Genomic DNA, 26,222 nt, shown 5'->3' on the forward strand with positions numbered 1-26,222 from the left:
CCCCTCGGCCGAGCCGACCCGCACGCCGGCTCCCGCTCCGCAGGCGCCCTCCGAGAGCACCGCTCCCGACACCGAGGACGCCCCCACCGGAAGCTGACACCCGACCACCCGACCACTCGCCCCACCCGCCCCGCTCGCGCGGGGGAACGCCGACGGCCCGGAGGACACTGTCCCCCGGGCCGTCGGCGTCCGTCAGCGCGCGTCGCGGCGGCGGCGCGTGACTCCGAGCGCGAGCGCTCCACCGGCGAGCAGGGCGAGAGCCGCCGCGGCGGTCCAGCCCGTCTCGACGCCGGTGCTCGCGAGTCCCGAGCCGGTCCGCGGAGGAACGGCGCCGGCCGGAGCGGGAGCCGGCGTGCGGGTCGGCTCGGCCGAGGGGTGCGCGGTCGGCGCCGTGGTCGGCTCACCCGTCGGCGCCACCGTCGGCTCGACGGTCGGCCCAACAGGCGGTCCCGGCGTCGGTACCGTCCCCGTCCCGAACACGGACGCCGCGGAGCCGAGCGATGCGAGCACCGTCTCGCCGTTCGCGTCGTCCACGCCGTCGTTGTCGGTCACCGCGAACACCTCGCCGGAGCCGGTGATCCCGAGGCCCTCGAGCTTCTCCTGGGTCCAGCCGTTCCCGGCCTGCAGCGCGGGCAGCACGTCGACCGCGAGGGTCTTCTCGAGCATCGGCAGCGTCTCGCCGACCGCCGCGCCGGCCTCCGTCGGCAGCGGCACCGTGTACACGGCCTTCAGCGCGGCGTCCGGCCCGTTGAGCTTGTCGCGCTCGATCACCGCGAGCGTGCCCGCGGGGGTCAGCGTGATCTCCGAGAGCCCGTTCCAGTCGCCGTCCGCCCCGGAGACGGCCTCCAGCGGGTAGCCGAAGAAGCTCCAGCTGTCGGCGGCGACGTCGTAGCGCCCGATCCGGACCACTCCGTCGGCGTCGATCGAGGCCTCGCGCTGCAGCGCCGTCCAGACGATCTCACCGGCGGCGCCGTCCTCGACGGTCACTCCCTCGAAGCCCTGCTTGCCCAGTGCGGAGGCGAGCTCCGCGGGCAGGGCGATCCGCTCGGTCACCGCGGCGTCCGCGTCGAGCCGCAGGAGCGCGTTGCCGTCGCCTGTCCCGCCCTCCGTCACGGCCCAGAAGCCGCCGTCGACGCGGGCGGCGATCCCCTCCAGATCCAGAGCGGCGGGCTCGCCGCCCTCGGTCACCGTGAGCGTCGAGTCGAGCAGCGCCGGCGAGACGGAGGTGTCGATAGAGTGGAGGGTGCTCGGCGCGTAGGCGCTGTCGCTCACCGCGTACAGGCGGTCGGGCGCCGCCGGGTCGGTCGAGAGGCCCGAGAGCGCACCCCAGGGCAGCGGCGATCCGTCGACGTCGGCCGACAGCACGGTCGGGAACGCGGGGGCGGAGGCGCCGAGCGCGTAGAGCTGCACACTCGCGCGGACGGCGGCCTCGGCGTCGTCGGTCTCGCTCGAGACGACCAGCAGGTCGCGCTCGGGCAGGGCGAGCAGCCCCTCCGGGCCGGGCGTCGACGGCAGCGCCTGCACGAAGCGCGGCGCGGTCGGCTCCGACACGTCGTAGACGGCCACGAAGTTGGCCCGCTCGGCGCCGACGAACACGTAGGGGACGCCGTCGAAGGTGGCCGAGAGCAGGCCCTCGGGCTCGGAGCCCTTCGCGTCGGAGCGCTTGTCCGGGTAGAGCCCGAGGCGCACCGCGAGGTGGTCGAACGAGTTCCCGGCGTCCCACTGCACGGCCCCGGTCGCGGCGTCGAGGATCGACCAGCCGCGCGTGCCGCCCTTCCAGTCGCCCTCGTTCGCGATCGCGACGTGGTCGTCGCCGACCCAGCCGATCGCGTCGGGCTCGCGCGGGACGTCGGTGATCGAGCCGGTCAGCGAGATCGAGTCGTCGTCGAGCGTGTCGATGCCGCCGACGGAGGCGGTGCCCGCGGTGTACGAGGCGGTGACGGAGCGGGTGGCCAGGTCGACGATCGCGACGGCGTTGTTCTCCTGCAGCGTCACGGCGACGGCCGTGTCGGCCGGGTTGATCGAGACGTACTCGGGCTCCGGGTCCGACGGGGTGTCGAGGCCGGCGAGACCGGTGAGGTCGACGTGCTCCGGCACCCAGGCGGAGGGGTCGCCCGCGAGGTCCATCACCACGAGCTCCCCGGCGGGCGCCTGCGGGAGGTCGCCCTCCTCGCCGCCCTCGGGGGCGAGGTCCTCGTCGCGCTGGTTCTCGATCGCGATGACCGCGGTCGAGCCGTCGGTGGTGACGTCGATGGAGTCGGGCTGGCCGCCGAGCTCGATGCTCGCGACGGGCGCGAGGTCGTCGGCGTGCAGCACGCTGACGTGGCCGGAGGGGTTCGCGAAGTCGCCGTCGCTCGTGTCGACCACCGCGAGGACGTACTCGCCGGTCGCGTAGACCGAGGTCGGCTCGCCGCCCACGCCGACGCCGCCGAGCGGCTCGGGGGCGTCAGGGTCGGAGATGTCGAGGACGTCGATGCGCTGCCCGGCGGAGTCCGTCGAGTAGACCAGGCGGCCGTCGGGCGACGCGCTCGAGATCTCGGCGACGGCGGAGTCGGCGGACGGGTCGGCTGCGTTCAGGTAGGCCGGCACCGTGGCGATGCGGGTGAAGAAGGAGTCGCCCGCGGCGGAGGCGGGCAGGGCCGCGGCTCCGAGGGTGCAGCCGGCGAGGGTGACGGTGAGGGCGAGGGCGGCGGTGCGGGTGCGGGTATGACGAGAGGACACGGGTCTCCTGAGCGGCTTCGAAGGAACCCGCCCACGCTGGCCGCCCCCGGTGAACGCGCCGCCGCCCGCAGGTGTCCGCCCGGCGAACGCGCGGTGGCGGAGCCGCGACCGGGCGGGGGTCTCGAGACGCCGGCACGGACGCCTCGAGATCCGCCGGGCGGCGTGGTCAGCGCGCGAGGCCCTCCGCGGCCGAGCCCCAGGAGCCGAGGGCCGCGCGCACGCGCTCGTCGCGCGCGAGCGTCAGCGCCTCCGCGTACCCCTCCTCCAGCACGTCGTCGAGCCGCACCCGCGCACCCGTCTCGGAGGAGCGGACCGCCGCCTCCACCATCGCGAGGCTCCGCACGTTCGAGTGCACCTCGCCCGAGGGCACCGCCCCCGAGCCCAGCACCCGCACGAACTCCGCGAGCGAGCCCGCGATCTCCTCGGGCACGGGCTCGAGCGTGGCGGTCCGCACCGCCTCCGACTCGCGCGACTGCCACTCCGGAGCGCCGTCGCCGTCCCAGTGCGCGGTGCCGCCGGCCCCGTTCACGCGCCAGTCGCCGTTCCACGAGGTCTCGAGGCCGTCGGCGCACCAGCTGCCGGTGTAGCTGAAGCGCACTCCGCCGGCGAACTCGAACACGGCGCTCGCCGCGGCTCCGTCGGCGTACCAGCTCCAGGCCGGGTTGTACTCCTCGCAGTAGACCGCGACCGGGTCGCTGTCGAGCAGGTACCGCGCCGCGTCGAAGGCGTGGATCGCCATGTCGACCAGGAGCACGTGGTCCATCTCGTCGCGGAAGCCGCCGAAGCGGGGCGCCTTCGCGAAGTGCACGGAGGCGGTGCCCAGCTGCCCGAGCCCGGCGATCTGCTCGCGGAAGGCGGTGATCGCCGCGTAGTAGCGGCGCGACTGGCTGGTCATCAGGAGCCGGCCCGAGGCCTCGGCCGTCGCCGCGAGCACCAGCGCCTCGGCGATGGTCGGCGCGATCGGCTTCTCGGAGAGCACGGGCAGCCCGGCGAACAGCGCCTCCGAGCTGACGGGCAGGTGCGCCCGCGGCACGGTCACGTTGACCACGGCGTCGGCGCCGGAGCGCGCGGCGACCTCGGCGACGGAGGTGCCGACCGCGACCGGGCCGACCCCCTCCTCCTCCGCGGCAGCCGTGGCGAGGTCGACGTCGAGGTCGACGAGGCCGACGAGCTCGGCGTCCGGGGAGTCGCGGATGGTGCGGATCCAGGCGCGGCCCATCGCGCCGGCGCCGACCTGGACGAGGCGGACCGTCATCGGACGAGCGCTCCCTCGTAGTCCTGGCCGTTGTGGAAGTCCTCGGTCTCGTAGCGCTGCAGCACCGGGAGGCGGCGCTCGGGGCGCGAGGAGCGCACCCACTCGACGCCGTTCGCGATCACGCGGCGCACCTCGGCCTGGTGGTAGACGGGGTAGTCCTGGTCGCCGGGGGAGAAGAAGAAGATGCGCCCGTGGCCGCGCTTCCAGGTCATGCCGGAGCGGAACACCTCGCCGCCCGTGAAGGTCGAGAGGAACACGAGCTCGTCGGGCGCCGGCACGTCGAAGAACTCGCCGTACATCTCCTGCCGGGGGATCACGAAGGGGTGCGGGATCCCCTGGGCGATGGGGTGCGTGGGGTCGACGGTCCAGACCAGCTCGCGGTCCTGCTCCGAGCGCCAGCGCAGCGTGCAGGTGGTGCCCATGAGCTTGCCGAAGATCTTCGACCAGTGGCCGGAGTGCAGGACGACGAGGCCCATGCCCGAGAGGACGTGGCGCTGGACGCGCTCGACGATCTCGTCGGAGACGTCGCCGTGGGCCATGTGGCCCCACCAGACGAGCACGTCGGTGGCGTCGAGGACGTCCTCGGTGAGGCCGTGCTCGGGCTCGTCGAGCGTGGTGGTGGAGACGGTGGCGCGCTCGCCGAGGTTCTCGCGGATGCCGTCGGCGATCGTGCTGTGCATGCCGTCGGGGTAGATCGCGCGGACCTTCTCCTCGATCTGCTCATGGCGGTTCTCGCCCCAGACGAGGACGCGGACGGGGGAGGAGGGTGTGGTCACGGTGTTCCTTCTTCGACGGTGGAGACGGTGCGGCAGTGGGCGGCCCGACACGGGGTTAACCGCTTTACCGGCCGCGTCTCCTAGGATGCGGGAGACGTCCGCCCCGCGTCAACCACGGCCGGGCGGCGCGAGCGGAGGAGGCGCGGTGGCCACGATGAGGGACGTCGCGCGCCTCGCGGGGGTCTCGATCGCGACGGTCTCGTTCGTGGTCAACGACACCAAGCCCGTCTCGCCCGAGACCCGCGAGCGGGTGCGGGCGGCGATGCGCGAGCTCGGCTTCCGGCCGCACGCCCTGGCCCGCGCTCTCGCGCGGCGCCGCTCCGGGATCGTCGCGGTCGTCTATCCGCTCGTGTCGAGCCGGCCGCTCAACACCGCCACCTCGTTCCTGCTCGGAGCCGCCGAGGCCGCGGCGGAGCAGGACCACTCGATCGTCCTGTGGCCGACGGTCGGCGGCTCCGACCGCCTCGCCGACCTGCGCGCCGACGGCCTGATCGACGGCGTCGTGCTGATGCAGGTCACCAGCGAGGACGAGCGCGTGCCGGTCCTTCGGGACTCCGGCACGCCCTTCGCCCTCATCGGGCGCACCCGCGACCCGTCCGCCCTCGACTGGGTCGACATCGACTTCGAGGGGATGGTCGAGGAGGCGCTCGGCCGGCTCGCCGGCCTGGGGCACGCGCGGGTGGCGCTCGTGCTCGGCCCGGACCGCGACGCCGCGGCCGACTTCGGCCCCTACGCGCGCACCCAGGAGGCGTTCGCACTCGCCTGCGCGGCCCGCGGCGTCGAGGGCGTGCTGCTGCGCTGCGAGGAGTCGCCCGCCGGCGGCCGCACCCTCGCCCGCTCGTTCGACCCCGCCTCCGCGACCGCCGTGGTGATCGTCAACGGGGGCGCCGCCGTCGGGTTCGCGCACGAGGTGCGGCACCGCGGGCTGCGCGTGCCCGAGGACCTCTCGATCGTCCTGCTCGCCTCCGACCCCGACGTCGCCGACCTGGCCGACCCGGCGCTCGACCTGCTCGTCGCGCCCGGCCGCGAGCTCGGCCGCCGTGGAGTGGAGGCGCTGCTCGCCCGCCTCGCCGACCCGGCGGCGCCGCTCCTCCAGGAGCGCATCGGCGGCCCGTGGCGCCCCGGCGGCTCGGTCGCCCCTCCGCACTGACGGGCGCCACGGGAAGCCCCGGGGGCGCGCGCTACGGCACGATCGAGTCGATGTAGCCGCCGTCGACGCGCACGGCGGCGCCCGTGGTGGCCGAGGCGAGCGGGGAGGCGAGGTACGCCACCATGTGGGCGATCTCCTCCGGCTCGATGAGGCGCTTCAGCAGAGACTGCGGCCGGTGCAGGCGCATGAACTCGCGCTGCGCCTCCTCCCACGGGAGCTCGCGGTCGACCAGCTCGTAGACGAAGTCCTCGACGCCGCCCGTGTGGGTCGGCCCGGCGAGCACGCTGTTCACCGTCACCCCGGTGCCGGCGGCGGCCTTGGCGAAGCCTCGCGAGACGCCCAGCAGCGCGGTCTTCGACACTCCGTAGTGGATCATCTCGGCGGGCGTGACGACGGCGGAGTCGCTGCCGATGTAGAGGACGCGGCCCCACTCGCGCTCCATCATCCCCGGGAGGTAGGCACGGGTGAGGCGCACGCCGGTGAGCACGTTGACCTCGAAGTAGCGGCGCCACTCGTCGTCGTCGATGGAGAGCGCATCGGCGGAGCCGAAGATCCCGAGGTTGTTGACGAGCACGTCCACGTCGGCGGCCGCGCGCAGGAGGGAGGCCGTGCCCTTCTCCGTCGACACGTCGGCCGCGACTCCGCGCACCCGCGCCTCCGGCACCGCCGCGCCGACCGCCTCGATCGCCCGGCGGATCGACCGCTCGGAGCGGGCGTTCACGATCACCTCGGCGCCCGCCTCCGCGAGCGTCGTCGCGATGGCCAGCCCGATGCCCTGCCCCGACCCCGTGACGAGGGCCGTGCGCCCGGTGAGATCCAACCCGATCATGCTGCTCCGCTCCGCGCCGCCGCCCGCCGGCCGCGCTCGGGGTCGAGCATGCCACCGAGCCCTGACATCCGGCCCACTCCCGGCTGAGGACGCCCGCGGGTCGCCGCGGCGTCGCTCGGAACGGCGGAGACCGTTGCCAACCGGACACTCGTGCGTTACGGTCTAATCAATCGGCAATACGTATTACCCACGGGTAGTAGGCCGATGACCCAGACTGTCGACGAGGACGAGGCGGACGCGTGACCCCGATGCAAGCAGATGTCGCCGTGATCGGCGGCGGCCTCGGAGGAGTAGCGGCGGCGATCGCCCTCGCCCGCAACGGCCTCACGGTCGTGCTGACCGAGCAGTACCCGTGGCTGGGCGGCCAGCTCACCTCGCAGGGCGTCCCGCCGGACGAGCACACCTGGGTCGAGCAGTTCGGCGTCACCGCCGACTACCGGCGCCTCCGCGACGGCATCCGCGGCTACTACCGCCGCAACTACCCCCTCACCGCCGAGGCGATGCGCGACGACCGTCTGAACCCCGGCCGCGGACTCGTGAGCCGGCTCTGCGCCGAGCCCCGAGTGGCCGTCGCCGTGCTCGACGAGATGCTCGCCCCCTACCGCTCGAGCGGAGCGATCCGCGTCGTCACCGGCGTCGTCCCCTTCGCCGTCGACGGCGGCCCGGGCCGGATCGAGCGCGTCCTGCTGCGCGACGCGGTCTCGGGCGAGGAGCTCGCCGTCTCCGGACGGTACGTGGTCGACGCGACCGAGACGGGGGAGCTGCTCCCCCTCGCGGAGGTCGACTACGTCACGGGGTCCGAGTCGCGCGACGAGCACGGCGAGCCCAGCGCTCCCGCCGTCGCCGACCCGATGAACGTGCAGGCCGTCACCTGGTGCTTCGGCTTCGACAGCGCGGACGGCGACCACACCATCGAGCGCCCGGCCGACTACGACTACTGGCACGAGTACGAGGTGCCCTTCTGGGGCGGGAAGCTCCTCTCCTTCACCGCGCCGAACCCGAGGACGCTGCGCCCCGAGACCCGCACGATGCACGTCAACGCCGTGGGCGACACCCGCACCGCCGACCAGCGCGCGCAGGGCGGGGACACCGACCTCTGGATGTTCCGCCGGATCCTCGCGACCGAGACCCTCCGACCGGGCGCGCTCGACAGCGACATCGTGCTCGCGAACTGGCCGATGCTCGACTACCTCGACAGCTCGATCCTCGACGTGCCGGAGCCGGAGAAGCACCTCGCCGGCGCCCGCGCGCTCTCGCTGTCGTACTTCTACTGGCTCCAGACCGAGGCGCCCCGGCCCGACGGCGGCCGCGGCTGGCCCGGGCTCCGGCTCCGCGGCGACGTGATGGGCACCGCCGACGGCCTCGCGCAGGCCCCCTACATCCGCGAGTCCCGCCGGATCCGCGCGCTCACCACCGTGCGCGAGCAGGACGTGTCCGTCGCCGCCCGCGGGACGGGGAGCCCTGCGCGCTTCGACGACTCCGTCGGCGTGGGCATGTACCGGATCGACCTGCACCCGACCACCGGAGGCGACAACTACCTCGACGTGGAGTGCTCGCCGTTCGAGATCCCGCTCGGCGCCCTCGTGCCGCGCACCCCGACGAACCTGCTGCCCGGGGGCAAGAACATCGGGACGACGCACATCACCAACGGCGCGTACCGCCTCCACCCCGTGGAGTGGAACATCGGCGAGGCCGTCGGCGAGCTGGCGGCCCTCGCCCTCGCCGAGGACCTGTCGCCCCACGAGATCGCCGCCGACCCCGCCCTCGTCGCCCGCCTGCAGGCGAGGCTCGAGTCGCGCGGCGTAGAGACCCACTGGCCCGACGTCGTCGGGTACTGACCGGGAACACCGAGAAGACCATTGGAGAAAGAGAGACGATGAGACCAGCGAAGAAGCTGATGGCCTCGCTCGCCGCAGTCGGAGTGATCGCCGCCCTCTCGGGCTGCGGCGCCGCCGGCGGCGGGGACGACTCAGCACCCGTCGCTCTGAGGATGTCCGTCTGGACCTCCGACGAGAAGCAGCTCGCCCTGTTCGACTCGATGGCCGACGAGTACATCGCCGACCACCCCGAGATCGAGTCCGTGACCTTCGAGTCCCTCCCGTTCGCGGACTACAACTCGACCCTGACCACGCAGGCCGCGGGCGGCAACGCCCCCGACCTCGCCTGGGTGGGCGACATCGCGAAGGACCTGATCGACGCCGGAGCGCTCGCTCCGCTGACCGAGACCTTCGAGGGGACCGAGGGCTACGAGTACGACGACATCCTGCCCAGCGTGGCGCAGTCGTTCAGCCAGGACGGCGAGCTCTACGCGTACCCGTTCTCCAACTCGCCGTTCGCGCTGTACGTGAACCAGGACCTCATCGCGCAGGCCGGGCAGACCGTCGACCCCGCGACGCTCAGCTGGGAGGACGTCGACCGCATCGGCGCGGCCGTCAACGAGTCGACCGGCAAGGCCGGCTACATCATCCGCGACTTCGACTTCTCGGGCTGGCTGAGCCTCGCGAACCTGTGGGCGGGCTGGGGAGCCCAGCCGTGGAGCGACGACGGGACCCAGTGCACGATGGACTCGCCCGAGATGGTGGAGGCGTTCCAGTTCTTCCACGACTCGGTCTACGTCAGCGGCGCGACCCCCGGACCCGGCGTGACGGCGGACTTCTTCGCCGGCGACGCCGCGTTCACGACCGCGCAGGTCTCGCGCGCGAGCCTGCTCGACGGCTCGTTCCCGTTCGAGATCTACCCGCTGCCCGTCGGCCCCGCCGGCGAGTACGGCAACATCGGCCAGGCCGGCATGGCCGCGCTCGCAGGCGGCGACCACGTGGAGGAGGCGACCGGCTTCCTCTCGTTCATGACCAACCCGGAGAACTCCGCCAAGCTCGCGCAGTTCTTCCCGCCGCCCCGCGAGTCGCTGCTGTCCGGTGAGGAGCTGGCGAAGGTCAACACCCGCCTCAGCGCCGAGCAGCTCGACCGCGTCGTGGTCGACGAGCTCGCCGACGTGTCCGCCACCCCTCCGGTGACGAGCCCCGCCGAGATCACCTCGGTCGGCAAGACGGCGCTGGACCGCATGTGGTCGGCCGACGCCGACGTCGCCGAGGTGCTCGGAGGCGTCTGCGACGCCATCGCGCCCGTCCTCCAGGGGAAGTGATCCCGTGACCGCGACCTCGACGGACAGCCGCCGATCCGCTCCCGCCGGCGCCTACTGGAACCTCCGGCGCCGCGACGCGCTCGCCGGCTGGCTCTTCATCGCGCCCCAGCTGCTCGGTGTGATCGTGTTCGTGCTGCTGCCCGTCGGGCTCGCGGTCTGGTTCAGCCTCAACGAGTGGAACGTCTTCACCGGCTCCATGACCTTCGTGGGCGGCGAGAACTACGAGCGGGCGATCAACGACCCGAGCATCGGCGCGGTGCTCGGCACGACCGCGGTCTTCTCCGGGGGAGTGGTCGTCCTGAACCTCGCCCTCGGGCTGGGCCTGGCCGTGCTGCTCAACCGGAGGATCCCGGGCGGCGCCCTGTTCCGCACGCTCTTCTTCTCGCCCGTCGTCATCTCGGTGGTCGCCTGGACCCTCGTCTGGGGCTTCCTCCTCCAGGACAACGGCGCGATCAACGGCCTGCTCTCGCTGGTCGGCCTCGACGGGCCGAACTGGCTCCAGGAGGGACCCACCGCGATGGCGAGCGTCATCGTCACGCAGGTCATCCGCAGCGTCGGCGTCAACATGGTGCTCTTCCTCGCCGCGCTGCAGGGGGTGCCGGGCGACCTCTACGAGGCGGCCCGGCTGGACGGCGCGAGCCCCCGCGCGATCTTCTTCCGGATCACGCTACCGCTCATCTCGCCCACCCTGCTCCTCACCGCCATCCTCACGATCGTCGGCTCGCTGCAGGCGTTCGCGCAGGTCGCCGTCCTGACCGAGGGCGGGCCGGAGCTGTCGACGACAGTGCTCGTCTACTACGTGTTCCAACAGGCCTTCGAGTTCAGCGACATCGGCTACGGCGCGACGCTCTCGCTGATGCTGCTCCTCTTCGTCCTGATCCTCACGGTCGTGCAGTGGCAGCTGCGCAGGAAATGGGTCTTCTATGAGAACTGACGCCGTCGTCGAGCAGGGGACCCCGCTCACGCCACGCCTCGAAGCCGTCCCGGAGCCGCCCGTCAAGCGCCGCCGCGGCCGCAGCCCGCTCATGACCGCCCTGCTCGTCGTGACGCTGATCCTGCTCGTGCTGCCGTTCGCGGTGCCGACGTTCTGGATGATCGCCTCGTCGTTCAAGCCGGTGAACGAGATCTTCTCGAACCCGCCGACCCTGCTGCCGGACTCGCCGAGCCTGGCGGGCTACGCCGAGGCGTTCCGGTTCCAGCCGTTCGCGCTCCAGTACTGGAACAGCCTCTACATCGCGGTCACGGTCACCGTGGTGACGCTGCTGGTCTCGAGCCTGGCCGGCTACGCCTTCGCCCGGATCCCGTTCCCGGGCCGCAACGCGGTGTTCCTCGTCGTCCTGACCGGCCTGCTGGTGCCGACGGAGGTGACGATCATCCCGCTGTTCCAGATCTTCCGGCAGCTCGGCTTCATCGACACCCACGTGCCGCTGCTGCTGGTGCCGATGGTCGGAGCGCCGGCGGTGCTGGGCACGTTCATCATGCGGCAGTACTTCATCGCGATGCCCGGCGAGCTCGAGGAGGCCGCGCGCCTGGACGGCCTCGGCCGCTTCGGGATCTGGCGGCGCATCTTCCTGCCGCTGTCCAAGCCCGCGCTGTCGGCCGTCGCGATCCTGACCTTCCTCGGGTCCTGGAACATGTACCTCGAGCCGACGGTCTACCTGACCTCACCCGAGCTCTTCACCCTGCCCCAGGCGCTCACCCGCTTCACCGACGCCTACGGCGGGGAGATGTGGGACGTGCAGCTCGCCGCGGCGACGATGACGGTCGTGCCCGTGCTGGCCGTGTTCCTCCTCGCTCAGCGGCAGTTCGTGGAAGGGCTCGCGCACTCCGGTCTGAAAGGCTGACCCGGTGTTCACGGATCGCCCCCTCGCCGCCCTCCGCGAGTTCCGTGCGGAGGTCGCGGAGCCCGACGACTTCGACGCCTTCTGGCGGGCCACCCTCGCGCTCGGGCGGGAGGGCGGCCCCGCCGTGAGCGCCGCGCCGGTCGACGCGGGCCTCCCGCTGGTGCGGGTGCGGGACGTGCGGTTCCCCGGCTTCGCGGGCGAGCCGATCGCCGCCTGGCTGGTGACCCCCGCGGTCGACCCGGGCGCCCCGCTCCCCGTGGTGATCGAGTATCCCGGGTACGGCAGCGGACGGGGCCGTCCGATCGAGCACCTCTGGATCGCCTCCGCCGGGTACGCGCACCTGGTCGTCGACGCGCGAGGCCAGGGAGCCGGCCGCCTCGCCCGCTCCGGAGCCACCCCCGACCCCCACGGCAGCGGACCCGCGTACCCCGGGGTCACGACCCGCGGCATCGAGTCGCCCGAGACGTACTACTACCGGCGCCTGATCGCGGACGCGGCGCTCGCCGTCGACGCGGTGGAGGCGCTCCCCGGGCTGGACCCGGACCGCGTGTCGGTCTTTGGCGGCAGCCAGGGCGGAGCGCTCGCGACCGCCGCGGCGGCGCTGCGCCCCCGGGTGCGCGCGGCGATCGCCCTGGTGCCCTTCCTCTCCGACGTCCTGCGCGCGACGACCATCACGAACGAGGCGCCCTACGTGGAGATCGCCCGCTACCTCGCGACCCGCCCCGAGGACCTCGACGCCGTCGAGCGGACCCTCTCCTACGTCGACGGCGTCCACTTCTCGCGGCGCCTGGGCTGCCGGGTGCACCGCTCGGTCGGCCTGATGGACCCGATCTGCCCGCCCTCGACGGTCTTCGCCTCCCACAACGTCTCGGGCGGCGAGACGTCGATCGACGTGTGGCCGTACAGCGGGCACGAGGGCGGCGGGGTCGGCGACCGCGAGCGGGCGCTGGAGGTGCTGCGGGAGGTCCTCGGGTGACCGCGCGGGCGTGACCCCGCGTCTCAGGGCGTCGGCGCCTCCTCCATCCCGAGCCGCATCGCCAGGTCCATGGCGCGCAGGCGGGCCGGCGAGACGTCGTAGGGCAGGCTCCGGATGATCTCGCCGGCGCTCCGGGCGCGGGAGCCCTGCGCGGGATCGGGGGCCGGCGCGGGGTCCTCGGGCGGGTGCGCCTCGTCCCACGCGTCGAAGATCGCCTCGTCCTCCTCGAGCTGACCGGACTCCTCGACGACGCGCATCAGCCGGGCCTCGAAGGCGTGCCGCTCCTGCGCCACCTGCTCCACCCGGGGGTCGTCCTCGGCGACCGTGTCGTCGAGGGCCTCCTCGGCGGCGTCGACGCGGTCGGCCTCCGCCCGCAGCGCCGGATCGGCGGCGAGGACGACGAAGCGGCCGGCCTGGGAGACGGCACCCAGCGGGCCGAACATCCGCTCGGTGACCAGCAGGGTGTCGAGGTCGGCCTGGCGCAGCGAGCCCTCGGGTGCGCCCTCGAGGCGGCGCGAGACGATGTCATCGAGCAGCCCCAGCCGGCCGCCGAGGGTCCGCATGCGCCGGACCGAGGCCCGCTTCCGCTGCAGCTCCTCCTCCTGCGCGGCGAGCGCGGCGTCCAGTCGCGCGAGGACGCCCGCGACCTCGTCCTCGCGGTCGGCGCTGTCCTCGGCGCCGGCCGGGGCTGCGACGGCGAAGGCGTCCCGGATGTCCTCGAGTGCGACCCCGGCGTCGGCCAGGCGGCGGATCCAGAGCAGCCGGATGATGTCGTCGTAGCCGTAGCGCCTGCGGCCGTCTCCGCCCCGCTCGCGCTCGGGGAGCAGGCCGAGCCGGTGGTAGTGGCGGATCGCCCGCGGAGTGACGCCGGCGAACGCGGCGGCGTCGCCGATCTGCACCTGGCGGGGCGGGGCGGGGAACGACTGCATGAGGGACCTCTCCGATCGGGGCGGTGTGCATCGAGCAGACCACATGACGCAGGGGCAGGAGCAAGCCGACCCGGCCTGCTCCCGCCCCTCGTCCCCTCGCGCTCAGCGCGCCAGGCGCACCGTCGCGATCTCGAACGGACGCAGCTCGAGGCGCACGTCGGCCGACTCCGCCTCGACGGAGCTCTCGATGCGGACCTGCTCGGTGGGGCGCTCCATCAAATCGGTGCGGGTGACCGCCCGGACGGCGAAGGCGGCGCGGAGGGTCGCTGCGGCGCGGCGGCCGAGCGACTCGTAGAGCCGCACGATCACGTCGCCGCTCCCGTCGTCCGCCGCCTTCACGGCCTCGACGATCACCGAGGGGTCGTCGATCGACACCAGGGGAGCGACGGGCGCGGCGCCGGTGAGCCTGCGGACCGGGGTGTTCAGCGCGTAGCCGGCCTCGACGGCGTCGGGCAGCTCGGCGCCGACCACGAGCGAGACGGCGAGGCGGTGGCGGCCCTGGTCGGCGTCCGGGTCGGGGAACAGCGGCGCGCGCAGGAGCGAGAGCCGGACCGTGGTCGTCGGGGTGCCGGCCGCGGCGCGGTCGCGGGTGATGTCGTGCCCGTAGGTGGAGTCGTTGACGACCGCGACGCCGAAGCCCGGCTCGCCGACGTGCACCCAGCGGTGCGCGACGGTCTCGAAGCGGGCGGCGTCCCACGTCGTGTTCACGTGGGTCGGGCGGTGCACGTGGCCGAACTGGATCTCGGACGTCGCCCGGTCCGAGAGCAGGTCGAGCGGGAAGGCGAGCTTGAGCAGCTTGCGGCGCTCGTGCCAGTCGATGTCGAGGTCGAGGTCGACGGCCGCCCGGCCGATCTGCAGCGAGACGGTCTGCACGACCGTGGAGCCGCCGAACGAGCGGGTGATCACGACCGCCGGCACCTCGCGGCCGAGCGGGTCGTTCACGGTGCCGGCGCGGACCGAGTCGACGCCGACGAGGTCCTCCACCGTGCGGCGGTAGTTGTCGTCGAGGTCCCAGGCGTCCCACTTGTTCGGGGTGTCGCGGTGGAGCTGGAGGAGCCCCGCGGCGGCGCCGGCGGGCACGACCTCCCGGCCGCTCGCGAGGTCCACGACCGACTCGAGGAGTCCGGAGGCGCCGATCCGCACCCGGACGAGCCCGTTGTCGAGGACGTGGGCGTCGCCGTCGGAGCGGAGCGTCGGGGCCGAGTGCTCCGCGGCGGGGTCGGCCGCGGCCGCGCCGAGCGCCGGCACGCCCCCGACGGCGAAGGGGGAGGAGTTCACCAGCAGCTCCGCGGAGCCCTCGCCGGCGAGGGCCCGGACGGTCTCGGCGATCATCTCCTCGATCCGCTGCGCGATGCGGGCGTAGTTCTCCTCCGCCTCGCGGTGCACCCAGGCGATGGAGGTGCCGGGCAGGATGTCGTGGAACTGCTGCAGGAGGACCGTCCGCCACATCTCACGCAGCTCGTCGGCCGGGTACGGGACCCCGGCGCGGACGAGGGCCGTGGTCGCCCACAGCTCGATCTCGCGGAGCAGGTGCTCGCTGCGGCGGTTGCCCTGCTTGGTGCGCGCCTGCGACGTGTAGGTGCCGCGGTGGAACTCGAGGTAGAGCTCGCCCGACCAGGTGGGCGCGTCCGGGTACTCGGCCTGCGCCTCCTCGAAGAAGCGGCGGGGTGTGGACAGCTCGACGGTCGGCGAGCCCTCGAGGCTGCGCGTGCGGCGGGCGGCCGCGATCATCTCGCGGTTGGGGCCTCCTCCGCCGTCGCCGTAGCCGAAGGGCACGAGCGACATGGTGCCGCTGCCCTTCTCGGCGTACTGGCGCTCGGCTCGGGCGAGGTCCTCTCCGGAGAGGTCGGAGTTGTAGAGGTCGACGGGCGGGAAGTGCGTGAACACGCGGGTGCCGTCGATGCCCTCCCACCAGAAGGTGTGGTGGGGCATCGTGTTGGTCTCGTTCCACGAGATCTTCTGCGTGAGGAACCAGCGCCCGCCTGCTCCGGCGATGATCTGCGGCAGCGCGGCGGAGTAGCCGAAGGAGTCCGGGAGCCAGACCTCCTCGGTGTCGATCCCGAACTCGTCGAGGAAGAAGCGCTTGCCCTCGAGCAGCTGGCGCACGAGCGCCTCGCCGCCGGGCATGTTCGTGTCCGACTCGACCCACATACCGCCGACCGGCACGAAGCGGCCCGCGAGCACGTGGCCGCGGACGCGCTCGAACAGCTCCGGGTGGTCGCGCTTCAGCCACGCGTACTGCTGCGCGGAGGAGGCGGCGAAGACGAAGCCCTCCTCGCGCTCGATCAGATCGCAGACGTTCGAGAAGGTGCGGGCCACCTTGCGGGCGGTCTCACGGGCGGGCCAGAGCCAGGCGGAGTCGATGTGGGCGTGGCCGACGGCGTGAAGGTGGTGCGCGCTGGCCGAGGCGGGGCGCTCGAGGACGGTCCGCAGCGCCTCCCGGCCGGCGGCGGCGGTGCCGGACACGTCGTCCGGATCGAGGACGTCGACGGCGCGGTCGAGGGCGCGGACGATCTCGGCGCGGCGCTGGGAGGACTCGGGCAGCTGCCCGATCAGCCCGACGAGCACGGCCATGTCCTGCTCCAGCTCCCAGACCTCCCGGTCGAGCAGTCCGAGCTCGAGACGGCGGAGGCGGTAGAGCGGGTCGGACGGCAGGGCGCCGTCGGCGGGGCGGCCGCCGAGCGCCGTGGGGGTGAAGGACCAGTCGCCGGTGATGTTCGGGTTGGCGGCGGCCTCGATGTAGAGCTCGACCGTGCGGTCGCCCGCCTCGCGGCCGGGCAGCCGGTCGAGCGGGACCGACTGGTTGAACGGCTCGACGGCCTTCACGACCGTGCCGGTCGCGGTGAAGACGAGCCCCTCCGCCTCGAAGCCGGACTGGGCGCCGGTGTAGCCGAGGTCGACGACGAGCTCGGGCTCGCAGCCGTCGACGCCGACCCAGGAGGCGGGGATCTCGCCGCGCATGTGGAACCACACGGTGCCCCAGGGGGCGCCCCACGGCTCCCCGATGCGGGCGGGCGCGTAGGACGCGGCCCGCGCCTGGTCGAAGGGGACCGGCTCGCCCGGAGCGGTCCACGACTCGATCCCGAGCGGCTCGACCGCCCGGTGGATCGCCGGCCGGAGGCTCTCGGCGCGGAAGCGGGCGATGCGGGCTTCGATGCGGGTGCTGTCGTCATGCATGCGTTCTGGTGCTCGTTCCGTGTGCAGTGGGGGAGGGCGGCGGCGCGGAGGGCGCCGCCGCCCGGGGTCAGGAGGCGATGACGACGCGGTGCCCGTCGGGGAAGACGGCCACCTTCCGCCAGGTGTCGCCGGAGCGCTCCCAGCCCTCGTTGACCTGTCCGGCCGGAGGGGTCGGGATGGTCTCGGGGGCGCGGGCGACCGTGGTGTAGCCGGCCGCGCGCTCCACCCGGCCGCGGCCGAGCTCGAACGAGGTCAGGCGTCCGTCGTCGACGATCAGCGAGCCCTCGTCCACTCCCGCGGCGCCGCGCTCGATGAACGGGTTCACGAGGCGCGTCTGGGAGGAGTCGCTGCCCAGCACGATCGCCTTCTGCTGCGGGAAGCGGCCGAGGCTGAGCCCGTAGAAGCCGCCGAGGACGGTGAGGTTGCGCACCTCGAAGTCCGCTCCGCCGTTCGTCAGGCCGACGCCGAGGCAGTTCGCGCCCGAGGTCGGGAAGAAGTTCGGGTTCACGATCATGTGGCTCGTGCCGGCCTCGATCAGCACCTCCCAGCCGTCGCGGGAGCCCTCCGAGCGGAAGTTGATCAGGGTCAGGCCGGAGTTGACCGAGCGCCGGTTCTCGTTGCGGATCGACCGGAGGCCGACCGTGCCGCCGATGGCCTGACAGTCGAGCAGCGTCATGTTCGTCGGCGCGAGGAGGAAGCCGCCGAGGCCGGGGCTGATCGCCTCGACGTTGGTCATCGAGCCGCCGATGGAGGCCTTGCCCGAGTCCTCCACACCCCAGCCGGCGGGGGCGACGATCTTGATCTTGTTCCAGGAGTTGGCGTACGAGTACTCGTCGTCGACGCCCGAGACGAAGGTGGCGCGCTCGCGGAAGATGCCCGACTTGCCGGTCTTCTGGATCCACAGGTTGCGGAACTCGCAGTTGACCAGCGAACGCAGCGACATCCCGTGGCCGCCGGAGGGCGTGCCCGTCATCTCGAAGTCGGCGAGGACGACGCCGGTGGCCTTGTTGTTGTTGGCGGGGCCGGCCGCGTCGCCGGTCTGGCCGGAGACGGTGAAGATGTCGCGGGTCGAGCCCTCGATCTGGACGATCCTCGTCTGGCGCATGCCGGCGCCGACGATCTTCGGCCCGGCGTAGCCGTAGGGCGGCCCGTTCTCGGGCTGCACCGGGTAGCCGCGGTAGTCGACCGCGAGGCCCGTCACCCGGATCTCGCCGGCGGGCAGCGACACCTCGCCGCCCGGAGCGGTCATCGCCTTGTCGATGGCCGCCTGCACCGCGCGGGTGTTGTCGGCGCCGGCGCGGTCGTCCCAGCGGAACTCCTTGTCGAGCGGCGAGATCGGCCCCTCGGTGACGCTCAGGCGCTTCTTCTGCCCGGGAGCGTCGGCCGGGGGCGCGGCGGCGGCCGGAGTGGCGGCGCCGACGGCTCCTGCCGCGCCGGCGAGGGCGGCGGCGCCCCCGGCGAGGAAGAGGCGGCGCGAGTTGTCGGGCCTGCGCTGCGGATCGTGCTCGGGCTGCTGATCGGGCTTGTGCTGCCGATCGGGCCTCGGGGAGGCCGTGGTCTGGTTGTCTGGGTCTGCGGGATTCATCATCGTCGACGTTCCGCCCTCTCTCGCCCCGGATGGGCGTACGGCGATCCTTCGTCATCGGTAGCCTGAGGTCAAGACGTAATACCTATTACCAGGATGAAGCGGGGGTGTCCGGGTGCCGCGGATCACGCAGAAGGACATCGCGCGTCTCGCGGGAGTCAGCCAGACGACGGTGTCGTTCGTGCTCAACGACAAGGGCGAGCAGCTCGCCCGGGTCCCGGAGGCGACGCGGGCGCGGATCCTCAAGGCGATCCAGGAGACGGGGTACGTCGCCGACCCCATCGCGCGCCGCCTCAAGCAGGTCGGCACCGGCATGATCGGCGTCTACACCTACGAGAGCCTGTTCCCGCTCGACCGCGAGGACTTCTTCCATCCGTTCCTCGCCGGCATCGAGGAGGAGGCGCAGAACCGCGACATCGACCTCCTCCTGCTGACCAGCGGTCGCGTCGGCGGCCGTCGCGGCGGCCTCAGCGGCGGCACCACCCGGCTGCGCCTGGCCGACTCCTGCATCCTCCTCGGGCAGCGCATGCCCCGCGAGGAGCTCGAGTTCCTCAACGCGAGCGGCTTCTCCTTCGTCAGCATCGGCCGCCGCGACGACGCCGGCGGGCCCGTGCCCTACGTGGCCGCCGACTACGCGTCGATCGTCCGCGAGCTGATCTCCTGCGCGCGCGCCCTCGGCCACACCCGCTTCGCCTACGCCGGCCACGGCGAGGGCGTCGAGTCGTACACCGACCGCATGGCCGGCGCGCGGGCCGAGCTCGGCGACGGCTTCCTCCACCTCGTCCCGGGGCCGGAGGCGTCGCCGCGGGAGTGGATCCGCCGGATCGCCGCCGAGGGCGTCACGGTCGTCCTCGCCGAGCAGGAGGAGCAGTTCGTCCTCCTGCAGGAGGCCGCCGAGGCCGAGGGGGTGGCGGTGCCGGGCGACCTGTCGCTGGTGTCGCTCTCCGGATCGGCCGACCGCACCGGCTGGCAGGCCGGCTTCGAGCTGCCCCGGCGCGACATGGGGCGCCGCGCCGTGCAGATCCTGATCGAGGGCGACCCCGCGCGACGGGAGCAGCAGCTCCTCCGCTGCACGCTCGTCGACGGCGCCTCCCTGGCCGCGGCTCCGGCCTGACCGCTCAGTCTGAACGGCCGGGCTCAGCCCGAGTGGTGGCGCCCGATCGGCAGCACCAGCGGCGTCCGCGAGACCGGGTCCTCGATCACGCGCGACTCCATCCCGAACACCGCGCGCACCGTCTCCGGCGTCACCACCTCGGCGGGCGTGCCCGAGGCGTACAGGGCGCCGTCGCGCACGGCGACGAGGTGGTCGGCGTAGCGGGCGGCGAGGTTGAGGTCGTGCAGCACGATCACGATCGTCGTCCCGCGCGAGCGGTTGAGGTCGGTGAGCAGGTCGAGCACCTCGACCTGGTGCGACACGTCGAGGTAGGTCGTCGGCTCGTCCAGGAGGAGCACGTCGGTCCGCTGAGCGAGGGCCATCGCGATCCACACCCGCTGGCGCTGCCCGCCCGAGAGCTCGTCCACGGGGCGGTCGGCGAGCTCGAGCGTGCCGGTGTCGCGCAGCGCCTCCTCGACGATCGCGTCGTCGTCCGATCCGGAGCCGCGGCCGAACAGGCCCCGGTGCGGGTAGCGGCCCCGGGCGACCAGGTCGGAGACAGCGATCCCCTCCGGCGCGATCGGGGTCTGCGGCAGCAGCCCCACCTGCTGCGCGACCTGGCGCGTCGGGAGCCGGTGGATCGCGCGCCCGTCGAGCAGGACGCTCCCCGAGCGCGGGGTGATCAGCCGCGCCATCGCGCGCAGGAGCGTCGACTTGCCGCAGGCGTTCGCGCCGACGATCACCGTGATCCGGCCGGGCGGCACGGCGAGCGAGAGCCCGTCGACCACGACGCGCTCGTCGTAGGCGAGGGTGACCGCGTCGGCGGCGAGGGTGGGCGGGGCGTCGGTCACAGGGAGCCTCCGGAGCGGTTGCGGCGGGCGAGGAGCCAGAGCAGGAAGGGCGCGCCGAGGGCGCCGGTGACGACGCCGACCGGGAAGCGCGCGCCCGAGAACAGCGCGCCGACGACGTACTGGGCGAGCAGGTCGGCGGCGAGCACCACGACCGCGCCGACCAGGGCGGAGGGGATCAGCAGCGTGCGCGCGCTCGGCAGGATCCGCCGCGCGATCGGCCCCGAGACGAAGGCGACGAACGCGATCGGGCCGGTGGCGGCGGTCGCGACGGCCACGAGGCCGACTCCGACCGCGAGCAGTGCCAGCCGGCTGCGCCGCACGTCGAGTCCGAGCGCGGTCGCCGACTCGTCGCCGAGCTGCAGCACGCCGAGCCGGCCCGAGAGCAGCAGCGCCAGCGGCACCAGCACGAGCATCGTCAGCGCGAGCGGCGGGACGGAGGGCCAGGCGGCCGAGTTGAGGCTGCCGGTCAGCCAGCGCAGCGACTCCTGGACGTCCTCGAAGTCGGCGCGGGTCTGCACGTAGGCGATCACGCTCTGGAACATGGCCGCGACGCCGATGCCGATGAGGATCAGCCGCGCCCCGATCACTCCGCCGCCCTCGGCCAGTCCGGCGATGATCAGGGCGGTCGCGAGCCCGGCCGCGACCGCGATCACCGAGACCGCGCCGCCCGAGAGCCCGAAGAACGCGATCGCGACGACGGCCGCCGCGCTCGCCCCCGACGTGATGCCGATGATGTCGGGGCTGGCGAGGGCGTTGCGCAGCATCGTCTGGAAGATCACGCCGCCCATCCCGAAGCCCACGCCCACCAGGACGGCCGTGATGGTGCGCGGCAGCCGCAGCGTGCCCACGGTGAAGGAGGCGCCCGGCACGGTCTCGCCGAGGATCACGCGGACGACCTCCGGCACCGAGTAGACCGTGCTGCCGACCGTGAGCGAGACGGCGACGAGCACCAGAGCGAGCACCGCGAGGACCGCGCAGCCGATGACCGTGCGCCGACGGCGCAGCGTGCGGCCGGCCGCGATGCCGACCGCGGCGGGCGCCTCCGCGGTCCTCACAGCGCCCGCACCTTCGAGCGGCGCACGATCGCGATGAGCACCGGGGCGCCGATCAGCGCGGTCACGATGCCCACCTCGACGTCGCTCGGCCGGGCGACCACGCGGCCGACCACGTCGGCGACGAGCAGCAGCAGGGCGCCGAGCAGAGCGGAGGAGGGCAGCAGCCAGGCGTGCGCGGGGCCGGTGACGCGGCGGGCGAGGTGCGGGACGACCAGGCCGATGAATCCGATCGGTCCGGCGATCGCGGTCGCGGCGCCGCAGAGCAGCACGGCCGCGAGCCCCGCGACCAGGCGGATGCGCCCCACGCGCCGGCCGAGCCCGGTCGCCAGGTCGTCGCCGAGCGCGAGGGCGTCGAGCCCCCGCGCGCTGGACAGGGCCAGCACCGCGCCGACCGCGAGGAACGGGAGGACCTGCAGGATGCTCGCGGTCTCGGCGCCGCCGACTCCGCCGACCTGCCAGAAGCGGAAGCGGTTCAGCGTGGTCTCCTGCGTGAGCAGGACGGCGCTGATGAGGGAGGTGAGCGCGGCGGCGGTGGCGGCTCCGGCGAGGGCGAGCTTCAGCGGAGTGGCGCCCTCGCGGCCGAGCGACGCGACCGCGTAGACGAACGCCCCGGCGGCGGCGGCTCCGAGGAACGCGAGCCAGATGAACTGCGGCAGGCTCGTCGCGCCGACCCCGGCGATCCCGAGCACGACCGCGAGCGAGGCGCCGGAGTTGAGGCCGAGGATGCCCGGATCGGCGAGCGGGTTGCGGGTCAGGCCCTGCATCACGGCTCCGGCGAGCCCGAGCGCGGCGCCGACCAGGATCGCGAGGACCGTCCGCGGCACCCGCCCCTGCACCGCCGCGTCGACGATGGACGCCGGATCGGGCGAGGTCAGCGCCGGCCAGACCTCGCCGAGCGGGATCTCGCGGGAGCCGTACACGAGCGAGAGGACCGAGGCGACGGCCAGCGCGACGAGGGCGACCGCCAGCGCGGTCGCCCTCGTCTTCCGGGTGGGTGCGGTGCGGGTCACGACACCTTGTCGGCGGCCGCGGCGAGGCCGGCGGTGTACTCGTCGAGCACCCACGGGATGCTGAGCAGGTTCGGCGACGAGGTGGCCATGGCGGCGGAGGAGCCGTCCTCCAGCACGTAGACGGAGCCGCGCTCGACGGCCGGGATCTTGGAGAGCAGCGGGTCGGCCTGCAGCGCGGCGAGGGTCGTGTCGTCGCCGTAGACGACGAGCACGTCGGCGTCGAGCTGGTCGGCGTTCTCGGAGCTGATGGTGCCGCTGAACGCCTCCGAGTCGCCGGAGAGCTCGACGATGCTCGGGGCGACGTCGAGCCCGAGGTCCTCGACGAACTTCACGCGCGCGTCGTTCGGCGTGTAGTAGGTGAAGGTGCTCGCGTCGGTCGGGTCGTACCAGCCGTACATGAACGTGGTGCCCGCGAGCTGCGGGTAGGACGCGGTGGTCTGCGTGATGTCGCTCTCGATCTCGCCGACCTTCGCGACGGCCTCGTCCTCGAGGCCCAGCGCGGCGCCGTCGAGCTTCGCGGAGTCCTGCCAGGTCGTGCCCCAGGGCAGGCCCGGGTAGGCGACGGTGGGGGCGATCTGGCTGAGGGTGTCGTAGTCCTGCCGGGTGATGCCGGAGTAGGCCGAGAGGATCACGGTCGGGCTGAGGTTCGAGATCGCCTCGAAGGGCACGCCGTCGGTCTCGTCGAACAGGGTCGGGGTCTCGGCGCCGGAGGCGTCGAGCGCCTCCTTCGTCCACACCAGCAGGCCGTCGCCGTCCTCGTCGCCGTAGGAGGCGCGGGTGAAGCCGACCGGGGTCACGCCCAGCGCGAGCGCCACGTCCTGATTGGTCCAGCTCGTCGCGACGACGCGGTCGGCCGACTCGACGGTGGTGCTGCCGAAGGCGTGGTCGACGGTGACGGGGAAGCCCTCGCTGCTCTCGGCGGCGCTGCTCTCGGACGTGCCCTCGGAGCCGGCGTCGGCTCCTCCCGAGCAGGCGGTGAGCAGCAGCGCGGCGAGGCCGAGCGAGGCGACGGCGGTCAGGCGGAGGGGGGTGCGAGTGGCGGGCACGGCGATCCTTCGAAGGGGGTGGTGTGGGTTGCGAAGGTTAACCTAACCTAACCGCCTGGACGGGGCCAGTGGCCGGTGGGATCAGCGGCGGTGGGACGCGACCAGGCGGCGCAGGTGCTCGCGGGGAGCGTCGACGATCCGGACGGGGTCGTCGAGCACGAGCGTCGTGCGCTCGGATCCGTACTCGGGCCAGCCGGCGTCGCCCGTCGCCGCGAAGGCGGCCCAGCGCGACGAGACCTCGTCGCTGAGGCGCTGCGGGGCGGGCCCGATCGTGCCACGGGCGTCGTCGAGGCTGCGGAAGAGGAAGGGCAGCTCGAGGGAGTGGGTCGCGCCGCGGGAGTCGTCGGCGCGCCAGGCGAACAGGGCGGCGCGCGTCGATCCGGTCGCTGCGGCCCGGGCGTCGAGCAGCCGCAGACTCGGCTGCCGGTAGATCTCGTCGGCGAGGCACGCCTCCAGGGCCTCGGCGTCCGAGGGGGTGCGGCCCAGGTCGGCCGCCAGAGCCTCTCGATAGGCCCCCGCGTCCCCTCCCGGAAGCAGGTCGGCGACGTGCCGGTCGAGCTGTGCGCGCAGCTCGACGGAGTCGGGAGCCCGGAGGTCGACGGAGCCCGAGCCCTCGTTGACGTTCGTCGTCACGACGAGATCCACTCCGCTCGAGGCTCCCGCCGCGACGGCGGACACCGGGTCGCGGGTCAGCAGGCGGCCGTCGAGGCCCGCCCGGAACACGGCGACGGTGTTCGGACCCGCGGCCGAGCGGCGGGCGAGCAGGCGGTCCTGCGCCTCGATCAGGCGCGTCCAGGGCAGGTCCAGGAGCCGCTCCGGCGGCGCGCCGAGCAGGTCGAGCAGCTCCGCCGTCGCCTCCTCGCCGTACTCGCGGGACCCGACGCGCTCGGGGTTCGCGCTCTGCAGCACCGCTCGCGCGAAGAGGCCCTCGGCGCGGGGCGCTGCGAGCAGCATCGCGGCCGACGTCGCGCCGGCGGACTGGCCGGCCAGCGTGATCCGACCGGGGTCTCCTCCGAACGCCGCGATCTCGTCGCGGACCCACTCGAGCGCGGCGACGGTGTCGTGCAGGCCCGCGTTCGCGGAGTCGCGGTACTCGTGGCCGAGGAGGTGGTCCACGGTGAGGAATCCGAGCGCGCCGAGCCGGTGGCCGAGCGCCACGACGACGGTGCCGGTCCGGGCGGCGAGCCGTGCTCCGTCGCAGAAGGGCTCGGAGGGGGAGCCGGCGACGTGCAGCCCTCCGTGGATCCAGACGATCACCGGGCAGGCCTCGGCTGCCTCCGGCGTCCAGACGTTCACGGTCAGGCAGCCGGTCTCGCTTCCACCCGACGTCTGCGGAGCGCGCGGTCCGGGCTCCAGCGCCTCGCGCCGTCCGCTCCAGGCCTCGAGCGGCGGAGCCGGGAGGAAGCGCCGGGGGTCGCCCGCGTAGGGCACCCCGAGGAACGCGTGCGCCGCTCCGTCCGGCGTCTCGACGGTCCGCCCGAGCAGCCGGCCGGCGGAGACGACGGCCTCAGCCATCGCGCCCTCCGGGCTGCAGGAGCACCGGCCCGTGCCCGGGCGAGAGGGTGCTCTGCAGCACGAGGGAGGACGCTCCGACGGCGGCCGCGTCGCGCGGGTTGCTCGAGAGCTCGACCTCGATCGGGTGGGCCCGGCGGGCGAAGCGGCGCTCGTCGAGGCGGGCGCGGATCGCGCGGGTGTGGATCGATCCGGCGATGGCGACTCCGGGGCCGGTGAGGACCAGCTCGTCGAGGTCGAACAGGTTGGCCAGGATCAGAGCGCCGTCGGCCAGGTGCCCGGCCGCGCGCTCGATCAGGGCGAGGGCCGCCGGATGGCCGTTGATCGCCGCCAGGCTGAGCACGTCGAAGTCGCGGGCGTGCTCCTCGGCGCGGAAGGCGAGGTCGAGGCCGGCGAACGCGGCGCGGTCGGAGCGCGCCTCCTCCACGACCACCGTCGGCGAGGCGTACCGCTCGAGGCAGCCGACGTTGCCGCAGAAGCACTCGCGCCCGCCCGGCACGATCGTGACGTGGCCGATCTCGACCGCGTTCGAGCTCGCCCCGCGCAGCAGTGCGCCGTCGAGGACGACGCCGGCCCCGATGCCGGTGCCGACGTAGATGCTCCCGAAGGTGCGGTGCCGCGAGACGCCGCGGCTCCAGAACTCGCCGATCGCGGCGGCGGCGGCGTCGTTGTCGAGCAGGATCGGCGCGCCCAGACCGGCGCCGAGCTCCTGGCGGAGCGGGTGGTCGCGCCAGTGGTGCAGCGTCGGCGGGCCGAGGACGCGGCCCGCGGCCTGGTCGATCGGGCCGGGAGCGACGACCGCCACGCCCGCGATCGAGCCGCGGTCGATCCCGGTCCCGCGGATGAAGTCGTCGTAGGCCCGGACCAGGCGCGCGGTGACCTCCTCCGGGGAGGCGAGCGCGGCGCCGTCGATCTGCTGGCGTGCGATCACGCCTCCGCCCGTGTCGGTCGCGACCAGGGTGATCGACTCGAAGCCGAGCTGCAGGCCGATGGCGATCCTCGCCCGCGCGTTGATCTCGAGCAGCTGCCGCGGCTTGCCCCCGGTCGAGGTCGAGCCGGTCTGGCGGACGATGCCGTCGGTGAGGAGCTTGCGCACGATCATCGAGATGGCGGGCTGGGTGAGGCCGGTCGCGGCGGTCAGCTCGACGCGGCTGATCGGCCCGGAGGAGCGGATCAGGTCCACGACGAGGGCGCGGCTCCCGGGGGCCGCGGGTGTCGATTCGCGCCGTGCCATGCCGTCACCTCCCGTTCCGCTCGTCAGCGTACGGGAC

Annotated in this window: 20 protein-coding genes; 7 read left to right on the forward strand and 13 right to left on the reverse strand. The window is 73.6% G+C overall.

Annotated elements, in window-relative coordinates; genetic code table 11:
- Positions 1 to 192 precede the first annotated feature (192 nt).
- The 3 genes from C5C69_RS12485 to C5C69_RS12495 form a co-directional block, all read right to left on the reverse strand.
- Complete coding sequence (locus C5C69_RS12485; protein WP_104258012.1) at positions 193 to 2,721, reverse strand: esterase-like activity of phytase family protein; 2,529 nt, start codon at positions 2,719 to 2,721, stop codon at positions 193 to 195.
- Between the two features lie 166 nt (positions 2,722 to 2,887).
- Positions 2,888 to 3,976: a Gfo/Idh/MocA family protein gene (locus C5C69_RS12490; protein ID WP_104224318.1), complete on the reverse strand. Its 1,089-nt coding sequence runs from the start codon at positions 3,974 to 3,976 to the stop codon at positions 2,888 to 2,890.
- On the reverse strand, positions 3,973 to 4,752 hold the full coding sequence (locus C5C69_RS12495) for a ThuA domain-containing protein (protein WP_104258013.1): 780 nt from the start codon (positions 4,750 to 4,752) through the stop codon (positions 3,973 to 3,975). Before C5C69_RS12495 ends, C5C69_RS12490 begins: the two co-directional genes overlap by 4 nt.
- Before the next feature lie 154 nt (positions 4,753 to 4,906).
- On the opposite strand from C5C69_RS12495, the gene C5C69_RS12500 reads away from it, so the two are divergent.
- Positions 4,907 to 5,902 (forward strand): LacI family DNA-binding transcriptional regulator, encoded by a 996-nt coding sequence (locus C5C69_RS12500; protein ID WP_258062920.1) that lies wholly within the window; start codon positions 4,907 to 4,909, stop codon positions 5,900 to 5,902.
- 31 nt (positions 5,903 to 5,933) lie between these two features.
- Here the strand turns inward: C5C69_RS12500 and C5C69_RS12505 are convergent, their stop codons facing one another.
- Positions 5,934 to 6,728, reverse strand: a complete 795-nt coding sequence (locus tag C5C69_RS12505) for an SDR family NAD(P)-dependent oxidoreductase (RefSeq protein WP_104238803.1) — start codon at positions 6,726 to 6,728, stop codon at positions 5,934 to 5,936.
- A gap of 251 nt (positions 6,729 to 6,979) precedes the next feature.
- Here C5C69_RS12505 and C5C69_RS12510 point away from each other — a divergent pair, with 251 nt between their 5' ends.
- The 5 genes from C5C69_RS12510 to C5C69_RS12530 are packed head-to-tail and all read left to right on the forward strand — an operon-like array spanning position 6,980 to position 12,693.
- Positions 6,980 to 8,569 (forward strand): FAD-dependent oxidoreductase, encoded by a 1,590-nt coding sequence (locus tag C5C69_RS12510; RefSeq protein WP_104258031.1) that lies wholly within the window; start codon positions 6,980 to 6,982, stop codon positions 8,567 to 8,569.
- A 38-nt stretch (positions 8,570 to 8,607) separates the two neighbouring features.
- Complete coding sequence (locus tag C5C69_RS12515; RefSeq protein WP_104224315.1) at positions 8,608 to 9,873, forward strand: sugar ABC transporter substrate-binding protein; 1,266 nt, start codon at positions 8,608 to 8,610, stop codon at positions 9,871 to 9,873.
- A gap of 4 nt (positions 9,874 to 9,877) precedes the next feature.
- Positions 9,878 to 10,807 carry a carbohydrate ABC transporter permease gene (locus C5C69_RS12520; RefSeq protein ID WP_104234014.1) on the forward strand — a complete coding sequence of 310 codons (930 nt, stop codon included), beginning with the start codon at positions 9,878 to 9,880 and terminating at the stop codon, positions 10,805 to 10,807.
- Complete coding sequence (locus C5C69_RS12525; protein WP_244229554.1) at positions 10,797 to 11,717, forward strand: carbohydrate ABC transporter permease; 921 nt, start codon at positions 10,797 to 10,799, stop codon at positions 11,715 to 11,717. Before C5C69_RS12520 ends, C5C69_RS12525 begins: the two co-directional genes overlap by 11 nt.
- 4 nt (positions 11,718 to 11,721) lie before the next feature.
- Positions 11,722 to 12,693, forward strand: coding sequence for an acetylxylan esterase (locus C5C69_RS12530; RefSeq protein ID WP_104258015.1), 972 nt, complete (start codon positions 11,722 to 11,724; stop codon positions 12,691 to 12,693).
- 23 nt (positions 12,694 to 12,716) lie between these two features.
- Here C5C69_RS12530 and C5C69_RS12535 read toward each other — a convergent pair whose 3' ends face one another.
- The 3 genes from C5C69_RS12535 to C5C69_RS12545 form a co-directional block, all read right to left on the reverse strand.
- Positions 12,717 to 13,622 (reverse strand): MerR family transcriptional regulator, encoded by a 906-nt coding sequence (locus tag C5C69_RS12535; protein ID WP_104258016.1) that lies wholly within the window; start codon positions 13,620 to 13,622, stop codon positions 12,717 to 12,719.
- A gap of 102 nt (positions 13,623 to 13,724) precedes the next feature.
- A complete protein-coding gene (locus tag C5C69_RS12540) occupies positions 13,725 to 16,799 on the reverse strand; it encodes a glycoside hydrolase family 38 C-terminal domain-containing protein (protein WP_104258017.1) in 3,075 nt (1,024 codons plus the stop codon).
- A 67-nt stretch (positions 16,800 to 16,866) separates the two neighbouring features.
- Positions 16,867 to 18,384: a hypothetical protein gene (locus C5C69_RS12545; RefSeq protein WP_181127060.1), complete on the reverse strand. Its 1,518-nt coding sequence runs from the start codon at positions 18,382 to 18,384 to the stop codon at positions 16,867 to 16,869.
- Positions 18,385 to 18,499: 115 nt separating this feature from the next.
- Here C5C69_RS12545 and C5C69_RS12550 point away from each other — a divergent pair, with 115 nt between their 5' ends.
- The gene (locus C5C69_RS12550) at positions 18,500 to 19,498 is read left to right on the forward strand and encodes a LacI family DNA-binding transcriptional regulator (RefSeq protein ID WP_104227154.1); all 999 of its coding nucleotides are present in this window, start codon (positions 18,500 to 18,502) and stop codon (positions 19,496 to 19,498) included.
- A gap of 23 nt (positions 19,499 to 19,521) precedes the next feature.
- Here the strand turns inward: C5C69_RS12550 and C5C69_RS12555 are convergent, their stop codons facing one another.
- From C5C69_RS12555 to C5C69_RS12580, 6 genes are all read right to left on the reverse strand, one after another.
- Positions 19,522 to 20,328 carry an ABC transporter ATP-binding protein gene (locus C5C69_RS12555; protein ID WP_104224308.1) on the reverse strand — a complete coding sequence of 269 codons (807 nt, stop codon included), beginning with the start codon at positions 20,326 to 20,328 and terminating at the stop codon, positions 19,522 to 19,524.
- Positions 20,325 to 21,383 carry an iron chelate uptake ABC transporter family permease subunit gene (locus C5C69_RS12560; protein ID WP_104258018.1) on the reverse strand — a complete coding sequence of 353 codons (1,059 nt, stop codon included), beginning with the start codon at positions 21,381 to 21,383 and terminating at the stop codon, positions 20,325 to 20,327. Before C5C69_RS12560 ends, C5C69_RS12555 begins: the two co-directional genes overlap by 4 nt.
- A complete protein-coding gene (locus tag C5C69_RS12565; protein ID WP_104224306.1) occupies positions 21,380 to 22,393 on the reverse strand; it encodes an iron ABC transporter permease in 1,014 nt (337 codons plus the stop codon). Before C5C69_RS12565 ends, C5C69_RS12560 begins: the two co-directional genes overlap by 4 nt.
- Positions 22,390 to 23,439: an iron-siderophore ABC transporter substrate-binding protein gene (locus C5C69_RS12570; protein ID WP_181127061.1), complete on the reverse strand. Its 1,050-nt coding sequence runs from the start codon at positions 23,437 to 23,439 to the stop codon at positions 22,390 to 22,392. Before C5C69_RS12570 ends, C5C69_RS12565 begins: the two co-directional genes overlap by 4 nt.
- An 81-nt stretch (positions 23,440 to 23,520) precedes the next feature.
- Complete coding sequence (locus C5C69_RS12575) at positions 23,521 to 24,954, reverse strand: carboxylesterase/lipase family protein (RefSeq protein ID WP_104234021.1); 1,434 nt, start codon at positions 24,952 to 24,954, stop codon at positions 23,521 to 23,523.
- The gene (locus C5C69_RS12580; protein ID WP_104258019.1) at positions 24,947 to 26,185 is read right to left on the reverse strand and encodes an ROK family transcriptional regulator; all 1,239 of its coding nucleotides are present in this window, start codon (positions 26,183 to 26,185) and stop codon (positions 24,947 to 24,949) included. The genes C5C69_RS12575 and C5C69_RS12580 overlap by 8 nt, the downstream gene beginning before the upstream one ends.
- Positions 26,186 to 26,222 lie beyond the last annotated feature (37 nt).

The organism is Rathayibacter sp. AY1C7, assembly GCF_002931865.1.
In the GTDB taxonomy this organism is placed as follows: Bacteria; Actinomycetota; Actinomycetes; order Actinomycetales; family Microbacteriaceae; genus Rathayibacter.